This is a genomic window from Granulicella sp. S156, from assembly GCF_009766105.1.
Lineage (GTDB): Bacteria > Acidobacteriota > Terriglobia > Terriglobales > Acidobacteriaceae > Granulicella.
The window spans coordinates 523,711-540,017 of the sequence record NZ_LMUH01000005.1; the positions used below are offsets into that span (position 1 = coordinate 523,711).

Annotated in this window: 13 protein-coding genes and 1 tRNA gene; 11 read left to right on the plus strand and 3 right to left on the minus strand. The window is 56.9% G+C overall.

Going from position 1 to position 16,307, the window contains the following annotated elements:
* Positions 1 to 99: 99 nt before the first annotated feature.
* Complete coding sequence (ahcY, locus tag GSQ91_RS04330; RefSeq protein WP_158820013.1) at positions 100 to 1,533, plus strand: adenosylhomocysteinase; 1,434 nt, start codon at positions 100 to 102, stop codon at positions 1,531 to 1,533.
* Between the two features lie 111 nt (positions 1,534 to 1,644).
* Here ahcY and GSQ91_RS04335 read toward each other — a convergent pair whose 3' ends face one another.
* Positions 1,645 to 2,379, minus strand: coding sequence for a DUF4397 domain-containing protein (locus tag GSQ91_RS04335; RefSeq protein ID WP_158820014.1), 735 nt, complete (start codon positions 2,377 to 2,379; stop codon positions 1,645 to 1,647).
* A 237-nt stretch (positions 2,380 to 2,616) separates the two neighbouring features.
* Here GSQ91_RS04335 and GSQ91_RS04340 point away from each other — a divergent pair, with 237 nt between their 5' ends.
* From GSQ91_RS04340 to GSQ91_RS04350, 3 genes are all read left to right on the plus strand, one after another.
* On the plus strand, positions 2,617 to 3,558 hold the full coding sequence (locus GSQ91_RS04340) for an IS1595 family transposase (RefSeq protein ID WP_158820015.1): 942 nt from the start codon (positions 2,617 to 2,619) through the stop codon (positions 3,556 to 3,558).
* A gap of 210 nt (positions 3,559 to 3,768) precedes the next feature.
* Positions 3,769 to 4,524, plus strand: a complete 756-nt coding sequence (locus GSQ91_RS04345; RefSeq protein WP_158820016.1) for a hypothetical protein — start codon at positions 3,769 to 3,771, stop codon at positions 4,522 to 4,524.
* A gap of 225 nt (positions 4,525 to 4,749) precedes the next feature.
* Positions 4,750 to 4,825, plus strand: a tRNA-Ser gene (locus GSQ91_RS04350).
* Positions 4,826 to 5,015: 190 nt separating this feature from the next.
* On the opposite strand, the gene GSQ91_RS04355 is transcribed toward GSQ91_RS04350, so the two are convergent.
* Positions 5,016 to 5,330: a helix-hairpin-helix domain-containing protein gene (locus tag GSQ91_RS04355; protein WP_158820017.1), complete on the minus strand. Its 315-nt coding sequence runs from the start codon at positions 5,328 to 5,330 to the stop codon at positions 5,016 to 5,018.
* A gap of 150 nt (positions 5,331 to 5,480) precedes the next feature.
* On the opposite strand from GSQ91_RS04355, the gene GSQ91_RS04360 reads away from it, so the two are divergent.
* Entirely contained in the window at positions 5,481 to 7,436 is a 1,956-nt protein-coding gene (locus tag GSQ91_RS04360; RefSeq protein ID WP_158820018.1) for a hypothetical protein, read from the plus strand.
* Positions 7,437 to 7,460: 24 nt separating this feature from the next.
* Here the strand turns inward: GSQ91_RS04360 and GSQ91_RS04365 are convergent, their stop codons facing one another.
* Positions 7,461 to 8,177, minus strand: a complete 717-nt coding sequence (locus tag GSQ91_RS04365) for an ABC transporter ATP-binding protein (RefSeq protein ID WP_158820019.1) — start codon at positions 8,175 to 8,177, stop codon at positions 7,461 to 7,463.
* A 66-nt stretch (positions 8,178 to 8,243) separates the two neighbouring features.
* On the opposite strand from GSQ91_RS04365, the gene acpS reads away from it, so the two are divergent.
* The 6 genes from acpS (at position 8,244) to GSQ91_RS04395 (ending at position 15,985) form a co-directional block, all read left to right on the plus strand.
* Complete coding sequence (acpS, locus tag GSQ91_RS04370) at positions 8,244 to 8,621, plus strand: holo-ACP synthase (protein WP_158820020.1); 378 nt, start codon at positions 8,244 to 8,246, stop codon at positions 8,619 to 8,621.
* Positions 8,622 to 8,972: 351 nt separating this feature from the next.
* Positions 8,973 to 10,058, plus strand: a complete 1,086-nt coding sequence (locus GSQ91_RS04375; protein WP_158820021.1) for an MlaD family protein — start codon at positions 8,973 to 8,975, stop codon at positions 10,056 to 10,058.
* Between the two features lie 131 nt (positions 10,059 to 10,189).
* Complete coding sequence (locus GSQ91_RS04380) at positions 10,190 to 10,549, plus strand: VOC family protein (RefSeq protein WP_158820022.1); 360 nt, start codon at positions 10,190 to 10,192, stop codon at positions 10,547 to 10,549.
* Between the two features lie 426 nt (positions 10,550 to 10,975).
* Positions 10,976 to 13,048: a M13 family metallopeptidase gene (locus tag GSQ91_RS04385; protein WP_158820023.1), complete on the plus strand. Its 2,073-nt coding sequence runs from the start codon at positions 10,976 to 10,978 to the stop codon at positions 13,046 to 13,048.
* A 240-nt stretch (positions 13,049 to 13,288) separates the two neighbouring features.
* Positions 13,289 to 14,590, plus strand: a complete 1,302-nt coding sequence (locus GSQ91_RS04390; protein WP_158820024.1) for a beta-propeller fold lactonase family protein — start codon at positions 13,289 to 13,291, stop codon at positions 14,588 to 14,590.
* A 111-nt stretch (positions 14,591 to 14,701) separates the two neighbouring features.
* Positions 14,702 to 15,985, plus strand: coding sequence for a beta-propeller fold lactonase family protein (locus GSQ91_RS04395; protein ID WP_158820025.1), 1,284 nt, complete (start codon positions 14,702 to 14,704; stop codon positions 15,983 to 15,985).
* Positions 15,986 to 16,307: the final 322 nt, after the last annotated feature.

The following is a 16,307-nucleotide window of genomic DNA, read 5'->3' on the forward strand; positions in this document are numbered from 1 at the left end:
CGATGTGGTCGAGGTCCGCAAAATGCTCTCTGGCGTCATAAAAACCCCGCAAAAGGTACTCGCTTGGTATCCTGTATATCGGTTACTAAGGAGATAGAGATGGCAACAGCAACATTGGAGCAGGCAACAGCGGAGTACAAGGTAGCGGACATCAGTCTGGCAGAGTGGGGACGCAAAGAGCTCACCATCGCTGAGGCAGAGATGCCCGGCTTGATGTCGATTCGCCGCAAGTATGCACCGAGCCAGCCGCTCAAGGGTGTGCGCATCACCGGCTCGCTGCACATGACGATCCAGACGGGTGTGCTGATCGAGACCCTGGTAGCGCTTGGAGCTACTGTCCGTTGGGCGAGCTGCAACATCTTCTCCACCCAGGACCACGCGGCAGCTGCCATTGCGGCGGCGGGCGTTCCGGTCTTCGCCTGGAAGGGCGAGACGCTTGAAGAGTACTGGTGGTGCACCGATCAGGCACTGCGTCATGACGGTGGTCTCGGGCCGCAACTCGTCGTAGACGACGGCGGTGATGTAACCCTGCTCATCCACAAGGGCTATGAGTATGAGGATGGCGACACGAGCTTCGTTGAGGGCAAGGCTGGCTCTCAGGAAGAGGCTGTGATTCAGGCGTTGCTGAAGAGTGTTAAAACGGAAAGCCCGCAGCGCTGGCACAACGTCGCCAAAGAGTGGCGCGGCGTCTCGGAAGAGACGACTACCGGCGTTCATCGGCTCTACAAGATGATGGAGCAGGGTAAGTTGCTGATACCGGCCATCAACGTGAACGACTCGGTGACCAAGAGCAAGTTCGACAATCTCTACGGCTGCCGTGAGTCGCTGGTCGATGGCATCAAGCGCGCGACCGACGTGATGGTTGCAGGCAAGGTTGCTGTCGTCTGCGGTTATGGCGACGTCGGTAAGGGTTCGGCGGCTTCACTGCGTGGGCTCGGCGCACGCGTCATCGTCACGGAGATCGATCCGATCAACGCGCTGCAGGCCGCGATGGAAGGCTATGAGGTCACAACGATCGAAGATACGCTCGGACGCGGCGACATCTACGTCTCCTGCACCGGCAACCTCGACATCATCACGCTGGAGCACATGCGTCAGATGAAGGACCAGGCCATCGTCTGCAACATCGGCCACTTCGACAACGAGATCCAGATGGCGGAGCTCGATGACGCGAAGGATGCCAAGAAGACGAACATCAAGCCGCAGGTCGATCAGTACACCTTTGACAGCGGCAATTCGATCTTCATTCTGGCCGAAGGCCGTCTGGTGAATCTCGGCTGTGCGACCGGCCATCCGAGCTTCGTGATGTCCAACAGCTTCAGCAATCAGACACTCGCCCAGCTCGACCTGTGGGCCAACCGGGACACCTACAAAGTAGATGTATACGTTCTGCCGAAGAAGCTCGACGAAGAGGTCGCGCGGTTGCATCTGGAGAAGATCGGCGTGAAGCTCACGACGCTCTCCAAGAAGCAGGCGGACTATCTCAGCGTGCCGGTCGAAGGACCCTACAAGTCGGACCACTACAGGTACTAAGACAGGAAACAGGAAACAGGAAACAGGAAACAGGAAACAGTTTAAAGATAAAGGCCGCCGATCTCTCGGCGGCCTTCGCTGTTTCCTGTTTCCTGTTTCGTGCTTCCTGCTCTACTGCTCGTAGTCGTCAGTGACGACTGTCTGGACGCCTGGCGTGGTCGCCACCGGTTGGTCGATTAGAACAACGGTGTGAGCGGAGCCGGAAACGTAGCTGACCTGAGCCCCGGTATGCAGTGTGACTGTGACGGGTATGGGGGTCGTGCCGGCTGGTACGACGGCAATCGCATAGGTTTCGGCGGGAACGTTGATGTAGCTGGAGTTGCTCCCGAAGTCGATGTTTGTCGCCACTGGCGACGTGGCTGCCAGTTTGCCACCACGTGGGATGAGATAAATGTCGACAGCGCCCACGCGCGTGGCCTGATGGACGAACCGCAGCGAAACCTGACCGGCTGGTGCTGGTTGCGACTGGTCCTGCAGGATGGTCTCCTGCATGTTCGCAGCGATGTTGCCCACGATTACCGTGTACTGTTTGGTGCTGCCGAAGGCGGTCTTCGTCGAAGCCAGAGTCTGCGAGGTGTTGGCTTTGGCTGCGGACAGGGTATAGGTTCCTGCGGGCAGCGGCATATAGGAAGTAACTGTGCCGAAGCCAAGGTTATAGGCGAGCGCGGAGTTGTTCTGGTAGAAGTCCTGCGCCGGCGCATCGGGGGAGGCGGTGATCACACGAACCTGAGCAGCATTGGTGGCATCGACATTGATGCTCTGGCAACCGGGAAGGCCAACCAGCAACAGCGCGAGAGCGCCGAGCCGGAGTACCGGTTTGCCAAGATGAGACGATGCCGTAGCCATAATTCAAGAGTCCAGTTGTCAATAAATTCCAGCACAGGGTAAAGACTCCCTCAACTGTATCCGATTCGCGGCGAACCTGGCGCAGTTTGAAGGGGCGGGACTACCGTCCCGCCATCCGGGCATCGTTGACAAAGTAGCTTCAATAGCTGAGGACACTTGCACTCTAGAAGAGCCTCTTAGCTAAATCGGGTAATAATATACTTGACAGACCATTAGTCAGAGAAGTATCTTAGAGGAATGGAAACGCCTAAGACACTTCTCGAAGCCATCACTTTCTTCTCTGACTATGAGAACTGCCGCCAGTTCATGATCTCTGTTCGCTGGGCGGATGGTGTTGTGCGTTGCCCTTACTGCGATGCGACGAAGCTGACCTATCTGGAAAAGGCTCGGGTCTATCGTTGCTACGGCGCGCACTCAAAGCAGAAGTTCTCACTCAAGGTTGGGACAATCTTCGAGGACTCTGCCATTGGCCTAGAGAAGTGGCTTCCCGCCGCTTGGCTCATTTCGAACTGCAAAAACGGCATCAGCTCCTACGAGCTCGCAAGGGCGCTAGGCGTTACCCAAAAGTCTGCATGGCACATGCTCCACCGTTTGCGTGAGGCTATGACGGATGAAACCGGCAAGGTTGGCGGTAACGGCCCTGTGGAGTGCGATGAAACGTTTGTAGGCGGCAAGGTAAAGAACATGCACAAGAGCAAGCGCCCAAAGGGCGTGAGCTTGCATGGTGGCGGTGGCAAGGCGATTGTAATGGGGATGTTGGAGCGCGGCGGTCGTATCAAGGCCAAGGTCATTTCTGGGCGCACAAAGCAGCAGCTAAATCCGGTCATGTCGGAGAACGTAGAAGCCGGTTCCCACATCATTACCGATGAATTGACGACTTACGGTTTCCTTGAAACACCCTATAACCGCGAGGTCATCAATCACGCTCTGGAGTATGTGAATGGCCACATCCACACGAACGGCGTAGAGAACTTTTGGAGCTGCTTGAAGCGTTCCTTAGGCGGCACATACATCGCCGTAGAGCCATTCCACCTTGACGCCTACGTTTCAGAGCAGGTGTTTCGCTACAACAACCGCAAGGATGCGGACGACTTCACACGGTTCTCTGCCTGCCTGATGGGCATTCAGGGCAAGCGCCTCACCTACAAGGCTCTCACGCAAAGACCGGGTGTGGTCTAAGAAGCGACAGGGCCGGGGGAAGCGGGTTTAGGCTTCTCAACAATCTTCCTCATCAGATCCGTGAACCGTCCGAAGTCTCCGGGCGTGTTCATCGTTTCTGGTTTGGGGAGTTGCTTCGCGGGATCTCTCCAGACTTTCTTCATGCTGTCGATTGTAGACCTGTCGGCGCAGTTCGGGGAATTGAACAGGTAGAATTGTCGCACCCGCAAAATGGACAACGACCCTACCATCTGGGTGGATGAATGGCCCCTAGCCGAGTTGTCAAGTGTTGACCGGCTTCGCATCAAGTCTCAGATTTACAAGGGCCACGCCATAGCCGTTCGACATACACGCAAGAATGCGAGGGTCGTTCTCATCGAAGCGATGAGCAAGACGTTCGATGGGGTCGCTCGGGTCCTTTTCGACAGTGGGCTCCTCACAAAGGAACTCTTGGAAGGGCCTGTTCGGCTGTTGATATTGGAAGCGGCGATGGAGGGAAAATGGTTTGATCGCTACTCTTATGAACCGACTGAACTATATGCATTCGACGAGACGAATGCATTCGTCGGGGGAAGACCCGACATATTTCCCGGCTATCCTGGACCCCATATCGCATGGCACACTTTTACCGAAAACACCCACTCGGAATTTTTCAACATGAAGATTTTCGAGTGGGGAACAGCGTACTGGAATAGTCGCCTCCTCGACTCGAAAGCCGCAAATCAGGAGGCGCGACCGAGACAAAGCCTCGAAGTTTTGTCTCCAAAAGCCTTAGCGGCAGCTTATTTTGCCAACTTTCCCGATGAACGCATCATCATTCTCGATTTGTGCTGGTCCGCAGGGCAACACTATCGCGAATGGAAGCGTTGGCTTGCCGGTACCCTAAAAGCTGGGGCTACCGCTGATCTGGCGTTCCGTAGGACCTTAGGAACCATGAAGCGACCGCATGAAATAAGGAATCAACCACGCCCTAAAGGCTACGAATAATCCCCGGCTTCCCCTGTTTCTCCCCCGCTTTCCCCCCATCACTAACCATAGACACTCCCTCATATGTGAAACCTATTATGAACAGGTAAGGGGGTACACCTCATGAGAAGGAAGAGTCGCCATTCTGCACCGGGGATGGCGGCGTAAACGACAGAAATCCCCGGTATGCTCTCTTCCCATGCGCGGGAAAGCATACCGGGGACTAGGTGATTCCAAATCAGGTGTGGCCTCGTAGCTCAACTGGATAGAGCAGGTCCCTACTAAGTTCCCGATGCGAGTCCGAGTCTCGCCGGGGCCACCACTTGAATGAAAATAAACCCATATCCCTTCCATTGCAAGATTGGGCTTCCTCGATGCCCTGTCACGGCATCCTCAGTATACAGTCAGTCAAATATATTATTGCCCTAAATCGCGCTTTATTTGCAACTGTTTGCAGAATGCAGACGGCCTGAAAGCCATCTCCCATCAAACCAGGAAACGCTACAACCGGCCTATTTCCCGGGCTGCTTTGCAATGATCTGGCTGGCGATCTTGTTGTAGGTAGCCTGCGGGAGGATGCCCTTGGTGACGAGTTGATTCTTTGCCGTGTAAGGCCGACCGGCGATGATGCGCTTCGCATACGCGTCGCCGACACCATTCAGTGCCTTGAGTTGATCGGCGGTTGCGGTGTTGATGTCCAGCAGGGTTGTGTTGGCTGCGGCAGCCGATGCAGGTTTGGCCTGGGGTGCGGCAGCAGGCTGTGCCAGTGAGAAGGTGGCGGCGGTGGCGAGTGCGACAATAGCTGCGATTCGACGGAAGGTACGCATCGTGGGGTCTCCGGAAACGAAGTGGATGGTGCTGGTCGTCCAGCATACCGGGAAACTGGCATCCCGCAAATAAAAGAATTTTTAATGCGCCATAGTTCGATATTGAGCATAGGATGAGTGCGCTATCCGGTTTCCATCCAGGAGAACCTTATGCGGGTTCCCACCTATTTCGCGCTGTCGTGCTTCTTTCTAGCTAGTGCGCTGTTGAGCGGTTGCTCTGCTGACTTTGGCAATTTGGCCAATAGCCCCATGCAAGTCACCGCCCAAGTCAAAGGCGTAATCCACGGGGGCCAACAGCCCATCACCGGGGCTCACGTCTTCCTCTTTGCAGCCAATCCCGGTGGCTATGGACAGCCCTCCATCAACCTGCTGACCACTGGTGACGGCTCGGACCCTGGTTACGGAAACTACTTTCTGACCGATGCTTCCGGCAGCTTCAACTTCAACGGCGATTTCACCTGCCCGACCGGAAACCCGGTGACGTACATATTGGCTACGCAGGGCAACCCAGGGCTGGTTGCGGGGATCAACAATACGGCGATTTCGTTAATGGCGGCGCTGGGGCCGTGTTCTTCGTTGGGTAGCATCCCGTTCGTATGGATGAATGAGGTGACCACTGTGGCTGCGGCCTATGGGTTCAGTGGCTACATGACCGACTCCACCCATCTCAGTTCTAGCGGCACGGCACTGGCATTGACTGGGCTCACGAGTGGGGCTGCCAACGCAGGCAACTTGGCGAATCTAACCACCGGGCAGGCCTATGCGACCACGCCGGGAAGTTCCAGCAGCGGCGTCACAGGCACAGTTCCACTGACCACCCTCAACACCTTGGCCAACATCCTGGCCAGCTGCATCAACACCAGCGGCTCTACCGCCTCCGGCAGCCAGTGCGCCACGCTCTTTAGCATCGCCACCGCGGACGGAACCGCCACGGGTGCAATGCCCACGGAGACAGCGACGGCGATGCTCAACCTCGTCCACCACCCTGTGGCCTCCGCAGCAAATATAGCTGCACTCTACGCCCTCAACACCAGTACTTCCCCCTTTAATCCGACGCTGACAACCGCGCCTCCCACCTGGGTCATCGGCATCAACTACAGTGGCGGGTTTAATTTCCCAAACTACTTTCAACCCCCAGCCCTGGCCATCGACGCCGCAGGCAACGTCTGGGCCGTGAACTACAGCGGCAACGCTGTCACCGAAATCACAGTCTCCGGCGCAGGCACGAGCTACTTTAGCTACACCGGCGGTAACATCAGCCACCCGGGTACCATCGCTATCGACAGTGCAGGGAATGCTTGGGTCACTAATTCCAGCGGCAACACCGTCACCGAGATCATGGGCTCTGGCGCGGCCGCGACCTACTTTACCAGCTACGGCGGCGCAAGCAGTCTTTATCCCTACGGCTTCGGAGGTGGCCCCGTTACCCTCGCCATCGACGGTACGGGTAACGTCTGGGTCGTGGGTGAGACTGCCGGTGTCACCGAGATCATAGGCTCCGGCGCAAGCGCGAGCTACTCTTACTACAACGCTGGCGGCGGATCCGCTACTGGCATCGCCATCGATGACGCGGGCAACGCCTGGGTCTCGAACAATGCAAGCGGCTCAAACAGCTCTGTCACCGAGATCACGGTGTCCGGCACAACCCCGAGCTACTTCAACTACAGTGGCGTCGGCATCGCTCCAACTGGGATAGCCATAGACGCTGGGGGCAACGTCTGGGTTACGGATCAGGTCTACAGTTCTGTCACCGAGATCACGGGTTCTGGCGCATCCGCGAGCCTCACCGCGTACAGCGGCAGCGGTACGAACTGGCATCCCACTGGCCCAGCCATCGACGGCGCAGGCAATGTGTGGGTCGCGGATTTGGGCAGTTCTGTCACCGAGATCACGGGCTCTGGCGCATCCGCGACCTATATCTCCTACAGCTTTAGCGGCATCAGCGATGCGAATAGCGTCGCCATCGACGGCTCCGGCAATGTCTGGCTTACCAATACCAATGGCAATAACACCGTCACTGAGTTATTGGGAGTGGCTACACCCGTGGTCACCCCGATCACCGCTGGCAGCAAGACTACGACCGGGAAGCTAGGAGTGCGTCCCTAGGAGCTGCCGCCTCAGCCGCCAGACTTACGCTGAGGCCGCAGCCACAACGCTCCCCCGGCCCGCTTCTATCTTCACGATCTGGCCGTCGCGCATATGCAGGATGCGGTCGGCGATCTGTGCGGCTTCGGGGTTGTGAGTAATCATCAGCAGGGTCTGGTTCAACTCGCGGCTGGAGGTCCGCAGCATCTCCAGCACAGCGTCGGAATTCACCGTATCCAGGTTGCCGGTAGGTTCGTCGGCCAGCAGGATCGCAGGGCGCGTGATGAGAGCGCGGGCGATGGCGACGCGTTGCTGCTCGCCACCCGAAAGTTCATTGGGTCGATGTTTGAGGCGACCCTGGATGTTCAGCAGACCTGCGAGGTGGTCGAGCAGTTCGCGATCGAAGGGCTTACCGGAAGCGGCGATATCATGTGCGAGCTCGATGTTGGTTTCGGCCGAGATCGTCGATAGCAGGTTGAAGCGCTGAAAGACGAAGCCGATGTGGGCCCGGCGCAGCTTCGTGCGCTCGGCGTCGGAGAGCCGTGAAAAGTCGTGGCCCTGGATCGTCAGGGAGCCGGAGGTTGGCGAGGTGAGTCCGCCAAGAACATAAAATAAGGTCGATTTGCCCGAGCCGGAAGGTCCCACAATGGCGACGAACTCGCCCGGATCGATGGTGAAACTGACATCGCGAAGAGCAGGAACGGCAAGTTTGCCGGAACGATACGTTTTGCCAAGATGACTGGCTTCAATGATGGGCTTCACAGGCTCAAGTTTAGCGCAGGGTCGCTCGCGCTGAGTACACTCTTGAAGAATGTGAAGGAGCTTTTGATGGTCATTGGCATCGGGACAGACATGATCGAAATTGCGAGGATCGAACACAGCGTCGAGCGCTTTGGTGAGTCGTTCCTGCAGCGTATTTTCACGCCTGGGGAGGTGGCCTACTGTACGGCGAAGAAAAACGCCGCCGAAAGCTTTGCGGCTCGATTCGCAGCCAAAGAGGCGGGAGCCAAGGCCCTGGGTACGGGGATCAGCCGCGGTGTGAGCTGGCGCGAGTTCGAGGTGAAGCGCAAGCCCGGACAGCGTCCCGAGCTGCATCTGAGTGGCCGTGCCGAGGAGATTGCTCATGCTCTGGGCATACGGCGTCTATCGCTCAGCCTTACGCACTCGCGCGACCTTTCGATGGCGGTTGTCATCGCTGAAGACTAAGTACCTACGTGCAGTCGGATCGGGTGCAAATGACATAAACGAGCAGTCGTACAGATTTAGATTGGACTGTAATGCTTGTAAGTAATTTATTATCAATATATTATGAGGTGCGATTGGAGGCGTCAGGCATTGTTTCGATGGACGCAAACGGTTGGTTTTTATACGTCATATAGTGCGGTTTTTGCGGGACGCTGCATTGGCGAAATGCTTTCTGCTTTCGTTGCACCCCGGCTGCGAAGAATCTCATCCAAAGAAGAATCGCTGCCGCTGCTACGATAGAGAAAATTATCCGCGCACCCGCCAGATCTAGTCATTCAGTAGCCCAGCGGTTGTCCCCATGCGAGGAGTGCCATGCCGAGTCAGCAGGAAGTAAAGTGGTCGCAGTTGAAGGTGGGGGTGATCGTGCTCGTCTCGGTCACGCTGCTATGTACGCTGCTGTTTCTAATGACCAGCGCCTCGGGCATGGGTGTCTTCAGTAAAAAGTTGACGGTCAAGACCTATTTTGAGAACTCGGGCGGCCTTAAGGTGGGCGCACCGGTCAGCCTTGAGGGCGTGACCATCGGCGAAGTGACGAAGGTGTTGATCTCCACCGATCCGGCGCGTAAGCTCACGCCGGTCTTTGTTCGGATGAAGCTGGATCCGAAGTTCATCGGCAGTCTGCACAAGGATTCGAAGGCCTCGTTGTCGACGGTGGGCGTACTTGGCGACACGGTGGTGGATATCAATAGCCAGGCGGCCAACGGGCCCGAGCTACAGGATGGCGATGAGCTGAAGACGCTCGAAACGCCCAACCTGATGGATGTCGTAAAGGCCAGCCAGGGCACGATTGAGAGCGTAAACGTCATCCTGGCGAAGATGAACCGCATCGTCGACACCATACAGAGTGGACAGGGTTCTGTCGGCAAGCTCATCAATGACCCCGAGCTCTACAACAACGCCACCAAGACGATCGATGAACTGCATACTTTGACCGCGAACATCAATGCGGGCAAAGGCTCTGTCGGCAAGCTGATGCACGACGATCAGCTCTACGACCGGCTGAACGATACTGCCGGGAAGCTGGACACGATCGCCAACAACCTGAACGCAGGTAAGGGTTCGGCAGGGAAGCTGCTCAACGACGACCAACTCTACAACAACCTGAATTCGGCGGTGGTACATACGAACTCGTTGTTGGCCGAGGCTGATGCGGGCAAGGGTGGCTTGGGGCTGCTGACCAAAGATCCAGCGTTCGCCAGGAAGTTGAACGATACGGTTACGAACCTGGACGACCTGTTGACGGGGATCAATAAAGGGCAGGGAACGATCGGCAAGCTGGCCACCGACGACGCAGCCTATGCCAACCTGAACAAGCTGCTGACCTCCAGCAACGACCTTGTGGCTGCCATTCGCCAGGACCCGAAGAAGTATCTGACGATCCACATGAAGATCTTCTAGAAGCGTCTGAGCGGCAACGAGAATTCTCCATAAAATGTCGCCTCTGTCCGAGACGTCTCCGCGCCTACTCGCGTAGCATGGCCTGCATCTCGCGCTTAGCGTGAAATCAGGAGCCCTCGAAAGGACACAGCATGGCAAACCCCTTCGTACACCTCGAACTCAGCACCCCCGACATCTCCACAGCCAAAGAGTTCTACGGCAAGCTCTTTAACTGGACCTTTGAAGACAACGACATGGGCGACGGCGTGGTCTACAGCACCTTCAAGCCCGAGAGTGGGCCGGGTGGCGGCATATTCTCCATGCCCGGTATCCCGGTTGATTGGCTACCTTACGTTGGGGTTGAAGACCTCAATGCAGCAACTGAAAAAGCAACCTCCCTCGGTGCCAAACTCGTGCGTGGCCCTCAGGAGGTTCCCGGCCACGGCTGGTTCAGTGTCCTCATAGACCCCACTGGCGCAACCATCGCGCTCTGGCAGGCCAACGCTGCTTGATGAGAGCGTTTTTACCGTTTGTGTACTGTATCTTTTACCCTTCCCATACGTTGTCATCTCGACTGTTTGTGGCGCGCTTTGCGTCAAGACCTGCAATTTGTTTGTACGAGCACTATCACCTGCGCGGACAACCTGCAGGTCTCTCCACTGCGCATGACGATAAAACCATCATGCTTCGGTCGAGATGACACTTCTGGGGTGGTTCTCCCAGACAGCACGCTATCGGTGGAACGGCTAGCTCAACGGATCCGCTCTCGATAGCGCATGGGACGATAACGCCAGGTTGTAGGGCGGCGCTGAGTGTCCAGCAACTTTCTGCCTCTTCTGTTCGTCCTCGGAACAACCGCCAATTTCGCGCTAGGGGAGAGAACTCCTTCGAGGTATGCTCTGTGCCATAGCGTTGATTGTTGTCTTCCAAGGAGTTCCATGCGCACCTTCGTTACCGCTTCTTTATTTGTTTTGGCCGCGCCCTTGTGTCTGGCTCAAAACCTGGCCTCTTCCGCCGATAGCCCTTCCGGTCCGACCTCTGTTCCCAAGAAGCCCATTAGCTTTGATGTCTCGGCCATCGACAAGACCGCCGACCCCTGCACCGACTTCTACCAGTACGCCTGTGGCAACTGGAAGAAGGACAATCCGATTCCTGCCGACCAGGTACGCTGGGGCCGCTTCAACGAACTCGCTGAATACAACAACTATCTCCTCTATACCGAACTGAAGGCTGCGGCTGATACCCCTAAGACTCCCTTGCAAAAGAAGTATGGCGACTACTTCGCCGCTTGCATGAACACGGAGCTGGTGGACAAGCTCGGGGCCACACCTGTGCAGCCTGAGTTGGTTTTGATCGAAGGTCTCAAGAGCAATAAGGATCTCGCAGCGCTCAATCTTGAACTCTTCAAAGAGCACGGCGGCGGTGAGCTTCTGGGCGTTGGAGTGGGTCAGGACCAGAAGGATTCCAGCAAACAGATCCTGAATACCGGGCAAGGCGGCCTTTCGCTGCCCGATCGCGACTACTACCTGAACCCCGAGGCGCGTTTCGTAAAGATTCGCGCGCAGTATGTCGATCACGTGACGAAGATGTTCGTGCTGCTGGGTGACACTCCTGAGAAGGCTGCCACGGAAGCGAACGACGTGATGCGTATCGAGGTGGCGCTGGCCAAGGGTTCGATGGACCGCGTCGAGCTGCGCGATCCGGACAAGCGCTACCACCCTATGACCATCGCCGAGATGCAGAAGCTCACCCCGGACTACAACTGGCCGCAGTTCCTGTCGGGCATCGGCATGGGCAGCGTTCCGACGGTCAATGTCGGCTCACCGGGCTTCTTCACGACGGTGAATACAGTGCTCGACACCGAGAGCCTCTCCGCGCTCAAGAGCTATCTGCGTTGGCACACGCTGCACAGTGCGGCGCCACTACTTTCGGAACCCTTTCAGGACGAGAACTTCGCCTTCTTCAGCGCGACACTGAACGGCCAGAAGGAACAGCAGCCGCGCTGGAAGCGCTGCACGCGCATGACCGATGGAGCGCTCGGCGAGGCGGTTGGCCAGGACTGGGTGAAGCAGAACTTCCCACCCGATGCCAAGAACAATATGGAGAATCTCGTCCATGCGCTCGAAGCGGCACTGGCGCAGGACATAGCGCAGCTTCCGTGGATGAGTCCCGAGACCAAGGTTGAGGCGAAAAAGAAGCTCGATGCCATCCGCGACAAGATCGGCTACCCCGAGCACTGGCGGGACTATTCAAAACTGACCGTCAAGCGCGATGATCTACTCGGCAACGTCGAACGCAATGGCATCTTCGAGTACAACCGCAATCTTTCGAAGTACGGCAAGCCCGTCGACGAGACCGAGTGGGGCATGACGCCGCCAACCGTGAATGCGTACTACAACCCTCCGCAGAACGACATCAACTTTCCCGCCGGCATTCTGCAGCCGCCGTTCTTCGATAACGCGAAGGATCCCGCGGTTAACTTCGGAGCTATTGGTGTCGTCATCGGCCACGAGATGACGCATGGCTTCGACGACCAGGGCGCCAAGTACGACCTGCATGGCAACGTCAACAAATGGTGGACGGACGACGACCTGGCAAAGTTCAAAACCCGCACCGAGTGCGAGGCCCAGGAGTATGACGGTTTCGAGGTTGCCCCTGGACAAAACCTGAACGGCCATCTGACGCTCGGTGAAAATACAGCCGACAACGGGGGCCTCCGCATCGCCTTCCAGGCGTTGCAGGGCGTGCTCGCCAAAGAGGGACCCACGGCCGAGGATGCGAAGATCGACGGCTTTACGCCAGCGCAACGTTTCTTCATCGCCTTCGGCCAGGTGTGGTGCGAGAACAAGACAGAGCAGTCGGCGCGGGTAGCCGCGAAGACCGATCCGCACAGCTCTGGCCAGTGGCGCGTGAAGGGCGTGGTGCAGAACTTCGACGAGTTCGGCAAAGCCTTTGGATGCAAGGTCGGTCAACCGATGATGCCCGCCAGTGGCGGTTGCCGCGTGTGGTAGAAGGCAGGAAACAGCAAACAGGAAATAGGAAACAGGTACGTACAGAGGCCGCCGATTGCTCGGCGGCCTTCGTTTTTGAAACTGTTTCCTGTTTCCTGTTTGCTGTTTCCTGCTATGAAAATTGGCATAAAGGCCGACTACCTTCTACAATCAGACCAAGGTTCGTACTCCTCCCCGAGACGGTTTCCCCGGATCTCGAATGCTCTCAACAAGCAGCGAGACGGGTGATGAAGGAAGCGCATGAAGTTGAGTTTGTATGGCCGGTTAGCAATGGCCCTGTTTGCATCGTTGGCGTTGGGTCTAGGCATGACTGCCTGCGGCGGCGGCACTATTGGATATCTTTGGGTTCTAGGACAAGAAGCCGCTGGTCAGACTTCCGGTCAGATCGTCGGTTTCAAGATCGATGACTTTACGGGTAACCTGACTCAGACCGCTCGCTTTTCGGAGACTACGGAAGGAGCGAACCCGGTCAGTCTCGTGGTAAAGTCTGGCGGACGCTATGTCTACGTCATCAACCAGGGAACACCGCCAGCGGGTGGAGTCGGCACTGGCCGTAATACCTCCAGCGGCATCTCGGTGTTCGCGGTTGGCGGCGATGGTTCGCTGACCTATGAGGATGGCTATTCGAGCCAGGGCTTCGATCCGGTATGGGCGCAGTTCGATGGCACTGGCACGTATCTGTATGTGCTGGACAAGTACTCGCCCGATTCGATAACGACAAATGCCGGCTGCCTCAAGACTCAGACCTGCAACGGTTCGATCACGGTCTTCTCGGCCGATGCGGGCACCGGTCGCCTGACGCTGGTTCAGAATACCCAGACCATTCCGGCGAATGGCATCCCGCTTCCCTACTTTGAAGTAAGCTTGACGCCGGTCATGATGCATACGGCCGGCAGTTGCCTGCTTACCCTCAACTCCAACAACACGATCTCGCCCTTCGCCATCAGCAGCTCAACCGGCCAGCTCAGCTTCACGGGGACAGGGACGCAAACTCCTGTAACCAACGCTGTCCAGCTCAATTCGATTGGCGGAAACGGGACAAATATCTACCTGACGGATGCGGACAATGGTGGGGACACTCCTTTCCTCTATCCCTTCAACCTCGCAACGAACTGCAATCTGACGCCCTCTACCGGCGGCGGCCGTCAAATAAATGCATCTACAGACTTCCCAGGGACTACAAACCCGGCTTATTCGTTCATTGATAATAGTGGCAAGTACGTGTATGTACTGAATCAATCGACCACCACCACGGCTCAGGGCACCCCCTTCAGTTCGATCACGGGGTGGTCAATCGTCCAGGGTACGAACGGCCAGTTGACACCGCTTGCGCAAGGCCAGTACACAACGGGATCTGGGCCAGTCTGCATGGTGGAGGATACGTCGAACCAGTACATGTATGTCTCCAATCACCTCGACGGTACTGTGACCGGTAAGGTCATTGATCCGACCACGGGTTTTCTATCCGACCTGACGCGTGGTGCGACGTTTGCGGCCACCGGTCAGGCAACGTGTCTAGCATTGAGTGGCGCTGTCGAATAGGGATGATGGCTCTCCGGCAGGCTCAGCCTGCCGGAGAGAATTTTAAGTTTCCGGTCTACGAGACTGGTATTCACAAGTGGCCGCTGCGGCGGCCGGACGCAAGGGAAGCTCATGAAGTTTAAAAGCATCGGTCGCGCGGTACTGGCCACGGGAATGTCACTGGCAATAGGATTTGGCGCCACTGCGTGCAGTCGCGACTACACGGTGGCCTATGTTTATGCCACTTCACTGCAGAGTAACGAGGTTTCGGCCTATGCCGTTGACTACCAGAGCGGGGCTCTCACGCAGATCAACGGATCGCCCTTCACCGGAACGGGCAATGAACCTGTGGCCATTGTCCCTGCGCCCAATGGCAAGTTCCTCTACGTCATCGCCAATCAGACCAGCAATGTGACCGAATACGCCATCGGTACCGACGGTAAGCTCTACGGTCAGAACACCTACACGACTACCGGAACCTTTCCAACTGCCGCGGCGATTGACTCCACAGGTAGCTACCTCTATGTGACCTTTACCTATCAGTCGGGCTTCAGTACGGCTTCGCCTGGGCCAGGTGGTGTCACGATCTTCAAGATCAACTCGGACAACAGCCTGACGACGGTTGGAACTGCGAATGTGGGTAACAACCCGGTTTCGATCGCGGTATCGAACCCCATCTGCTCTGTTTCGCCTCTGGCCGGCACTGACAATCCCGCATGCACGGGCAATAACGGGGCAGGATACGAGAATATCTATGTCTACGTGCTCGATCAGGAGACGCAGACTTCGCCGCCCGCTTCCATCATTGGCTTCTCATCGGACACCAAGACTGGTGCCCTGACGCTGCTCTCCAACTCGGTATTCAGCAAGGCCCTGAATACCTATCAGGGCTACCCCGCAGGCACGAAGCCCACTGCCATTGCTATCGAACCAACTTCGACGTACGTCTACGTTACTGACGGGATCCAGAGCAATGTCTATGGCTATCAGATCGCTGGCGGCGCGGCGACGGCAGGCAATCTAACAGCCTTGACCAACAGCCCCTTCATTCCTGGAACCGGCAGCTACCCCATAAACTTGACGATCGATCCGCGCGGCAAGTATCTCTTTACCGCGAACCAGGCCTCAAGCACGGTGAGCTCCTTTACCATCAATCTCACCAATGGATCGCTGGGCCTGGTTGGTACCTCTGCTCCGGTGGGCACACGGCCAACCTGTGTGACGGTTGAACCGGCGCTGGGCATCTACCTCTATACCTCGAACTCGGTGGATGGAACGATCTCTGGCGAGCAGCTCAACGCGAACACGGGCGCTTTGTCGGCGATCCCGAATACGCCGTTCCCCTCCTCAGCCCTGCCCTCGTGCATAACTTCGGTTGCAAACGGTTCGCATGCCCAATCGATCGACGTTGACTAATGTAGTAAACCCCTAAACAAAACGCCCCGGCTATGGCCGGGGCGTTTTGTTTTTGCTTCTGTTTGGCTCGTTCCAGTCGGGTGCTGAGATACTCGGTTTCTATTTCTAGAGGATCTCTAGGGCATGTCATCGACCTGAGTCCAAGAGAAGTTGGATGACACGCCCTAGAAATCACGGCCGTTTTATCGAACACCACCCAGCAGATCGACCAGTCTTCGGAATCCTGCGGCCCGGGCTGCGCTGTTGGCTGCGTTGGCGTCCGGGGCTTCGCCTGCGCGCATGAATCCGTGCCCAGCACCATCGTATGTTACGGGTTCATAGG

Coding starts and splice junctions, on each gene's coding strand:
- GSQ91_RS04375 (WP_158820021.1), top strand. CDS start 8,973: ATGCCGAGTCAGCAGGAAGTAAAGTGGTCGCAGTTGAAGGTGGGGGTG.
- GSQ91_RS04355 (WP_158820017.1), bottom strand. CDS start 5,330: ATGCGTACCTTCCGTCGAATCGCAGCTATTGTCGCACTCGCCACCGCC.
- GSQ91_RS04360 (WP_158820018.1), top strand. CDS start 5,481: ATGCGGGTTCCCACCTATTTCGCGCTGTCGTGCTTCTTTCTAGCTAGT.
- acpS (WP_158820020.1), top strand. CDS start 8,244: ATGGTCATTGGCATCGGGACAGACATGATCGAAATTGCGAGGATCGAA.
- GSQ91_RS04380 (WP_158820022.1), top strand. CDS start 10,190: ATGGCAAACCCCTTCGTACACCTCGAACTCAGCACCCCCGACATCTCC.
- GSQ91_RS04395 (WP_158820025.1), top strand. CDS start 14,702: ATGAAGTTTAAAAGCATCGGTCGCGCGGTACTGGCCACGGGAATGTCA.
- GSQ91_RS04340 (WP_158820015.1), top strand. CDS start 2,617: ATGGAAACGCCTAAGACACTTCTCGAAGCCATCACTTTCTTCTCTGAC.
- GSQ91_RS04390 (WP_158820024.1), top strand. CDS start 13,289: ATGAAGTTGAGTTTGTATGGCCGGTTAGCAATGGCCCTGTTTGCATCG.
- GSQ91_RS04335 (WP_158820014.1), bottom strand. CDS start 2,379: ATGGCTACGGCATCGTCTCATCTTGGCAAACCGGTACTCCGGCTCGGC.
- GSQ91_RS04385 (WP_158820023.1), top strand. CDS start 10,976: ATGCGCACCTTCGTTACCGCTTCTTTATTTGTTTTGGCCGCGCCCTTG.
- ahcY (WP_158820013.1), top strand. CDS start 100: ATGGCAACAGCAACATTGGAGCAGGCAACAGCGGAGTACAAGGTAGCG.
- GSQ91_RS04345 (WP_158820016.1), top strand. CDS start 3,769: ATGGACAACGACCCTACCATCTGGGTGGATGAATGGCCCCTAGCCGAG.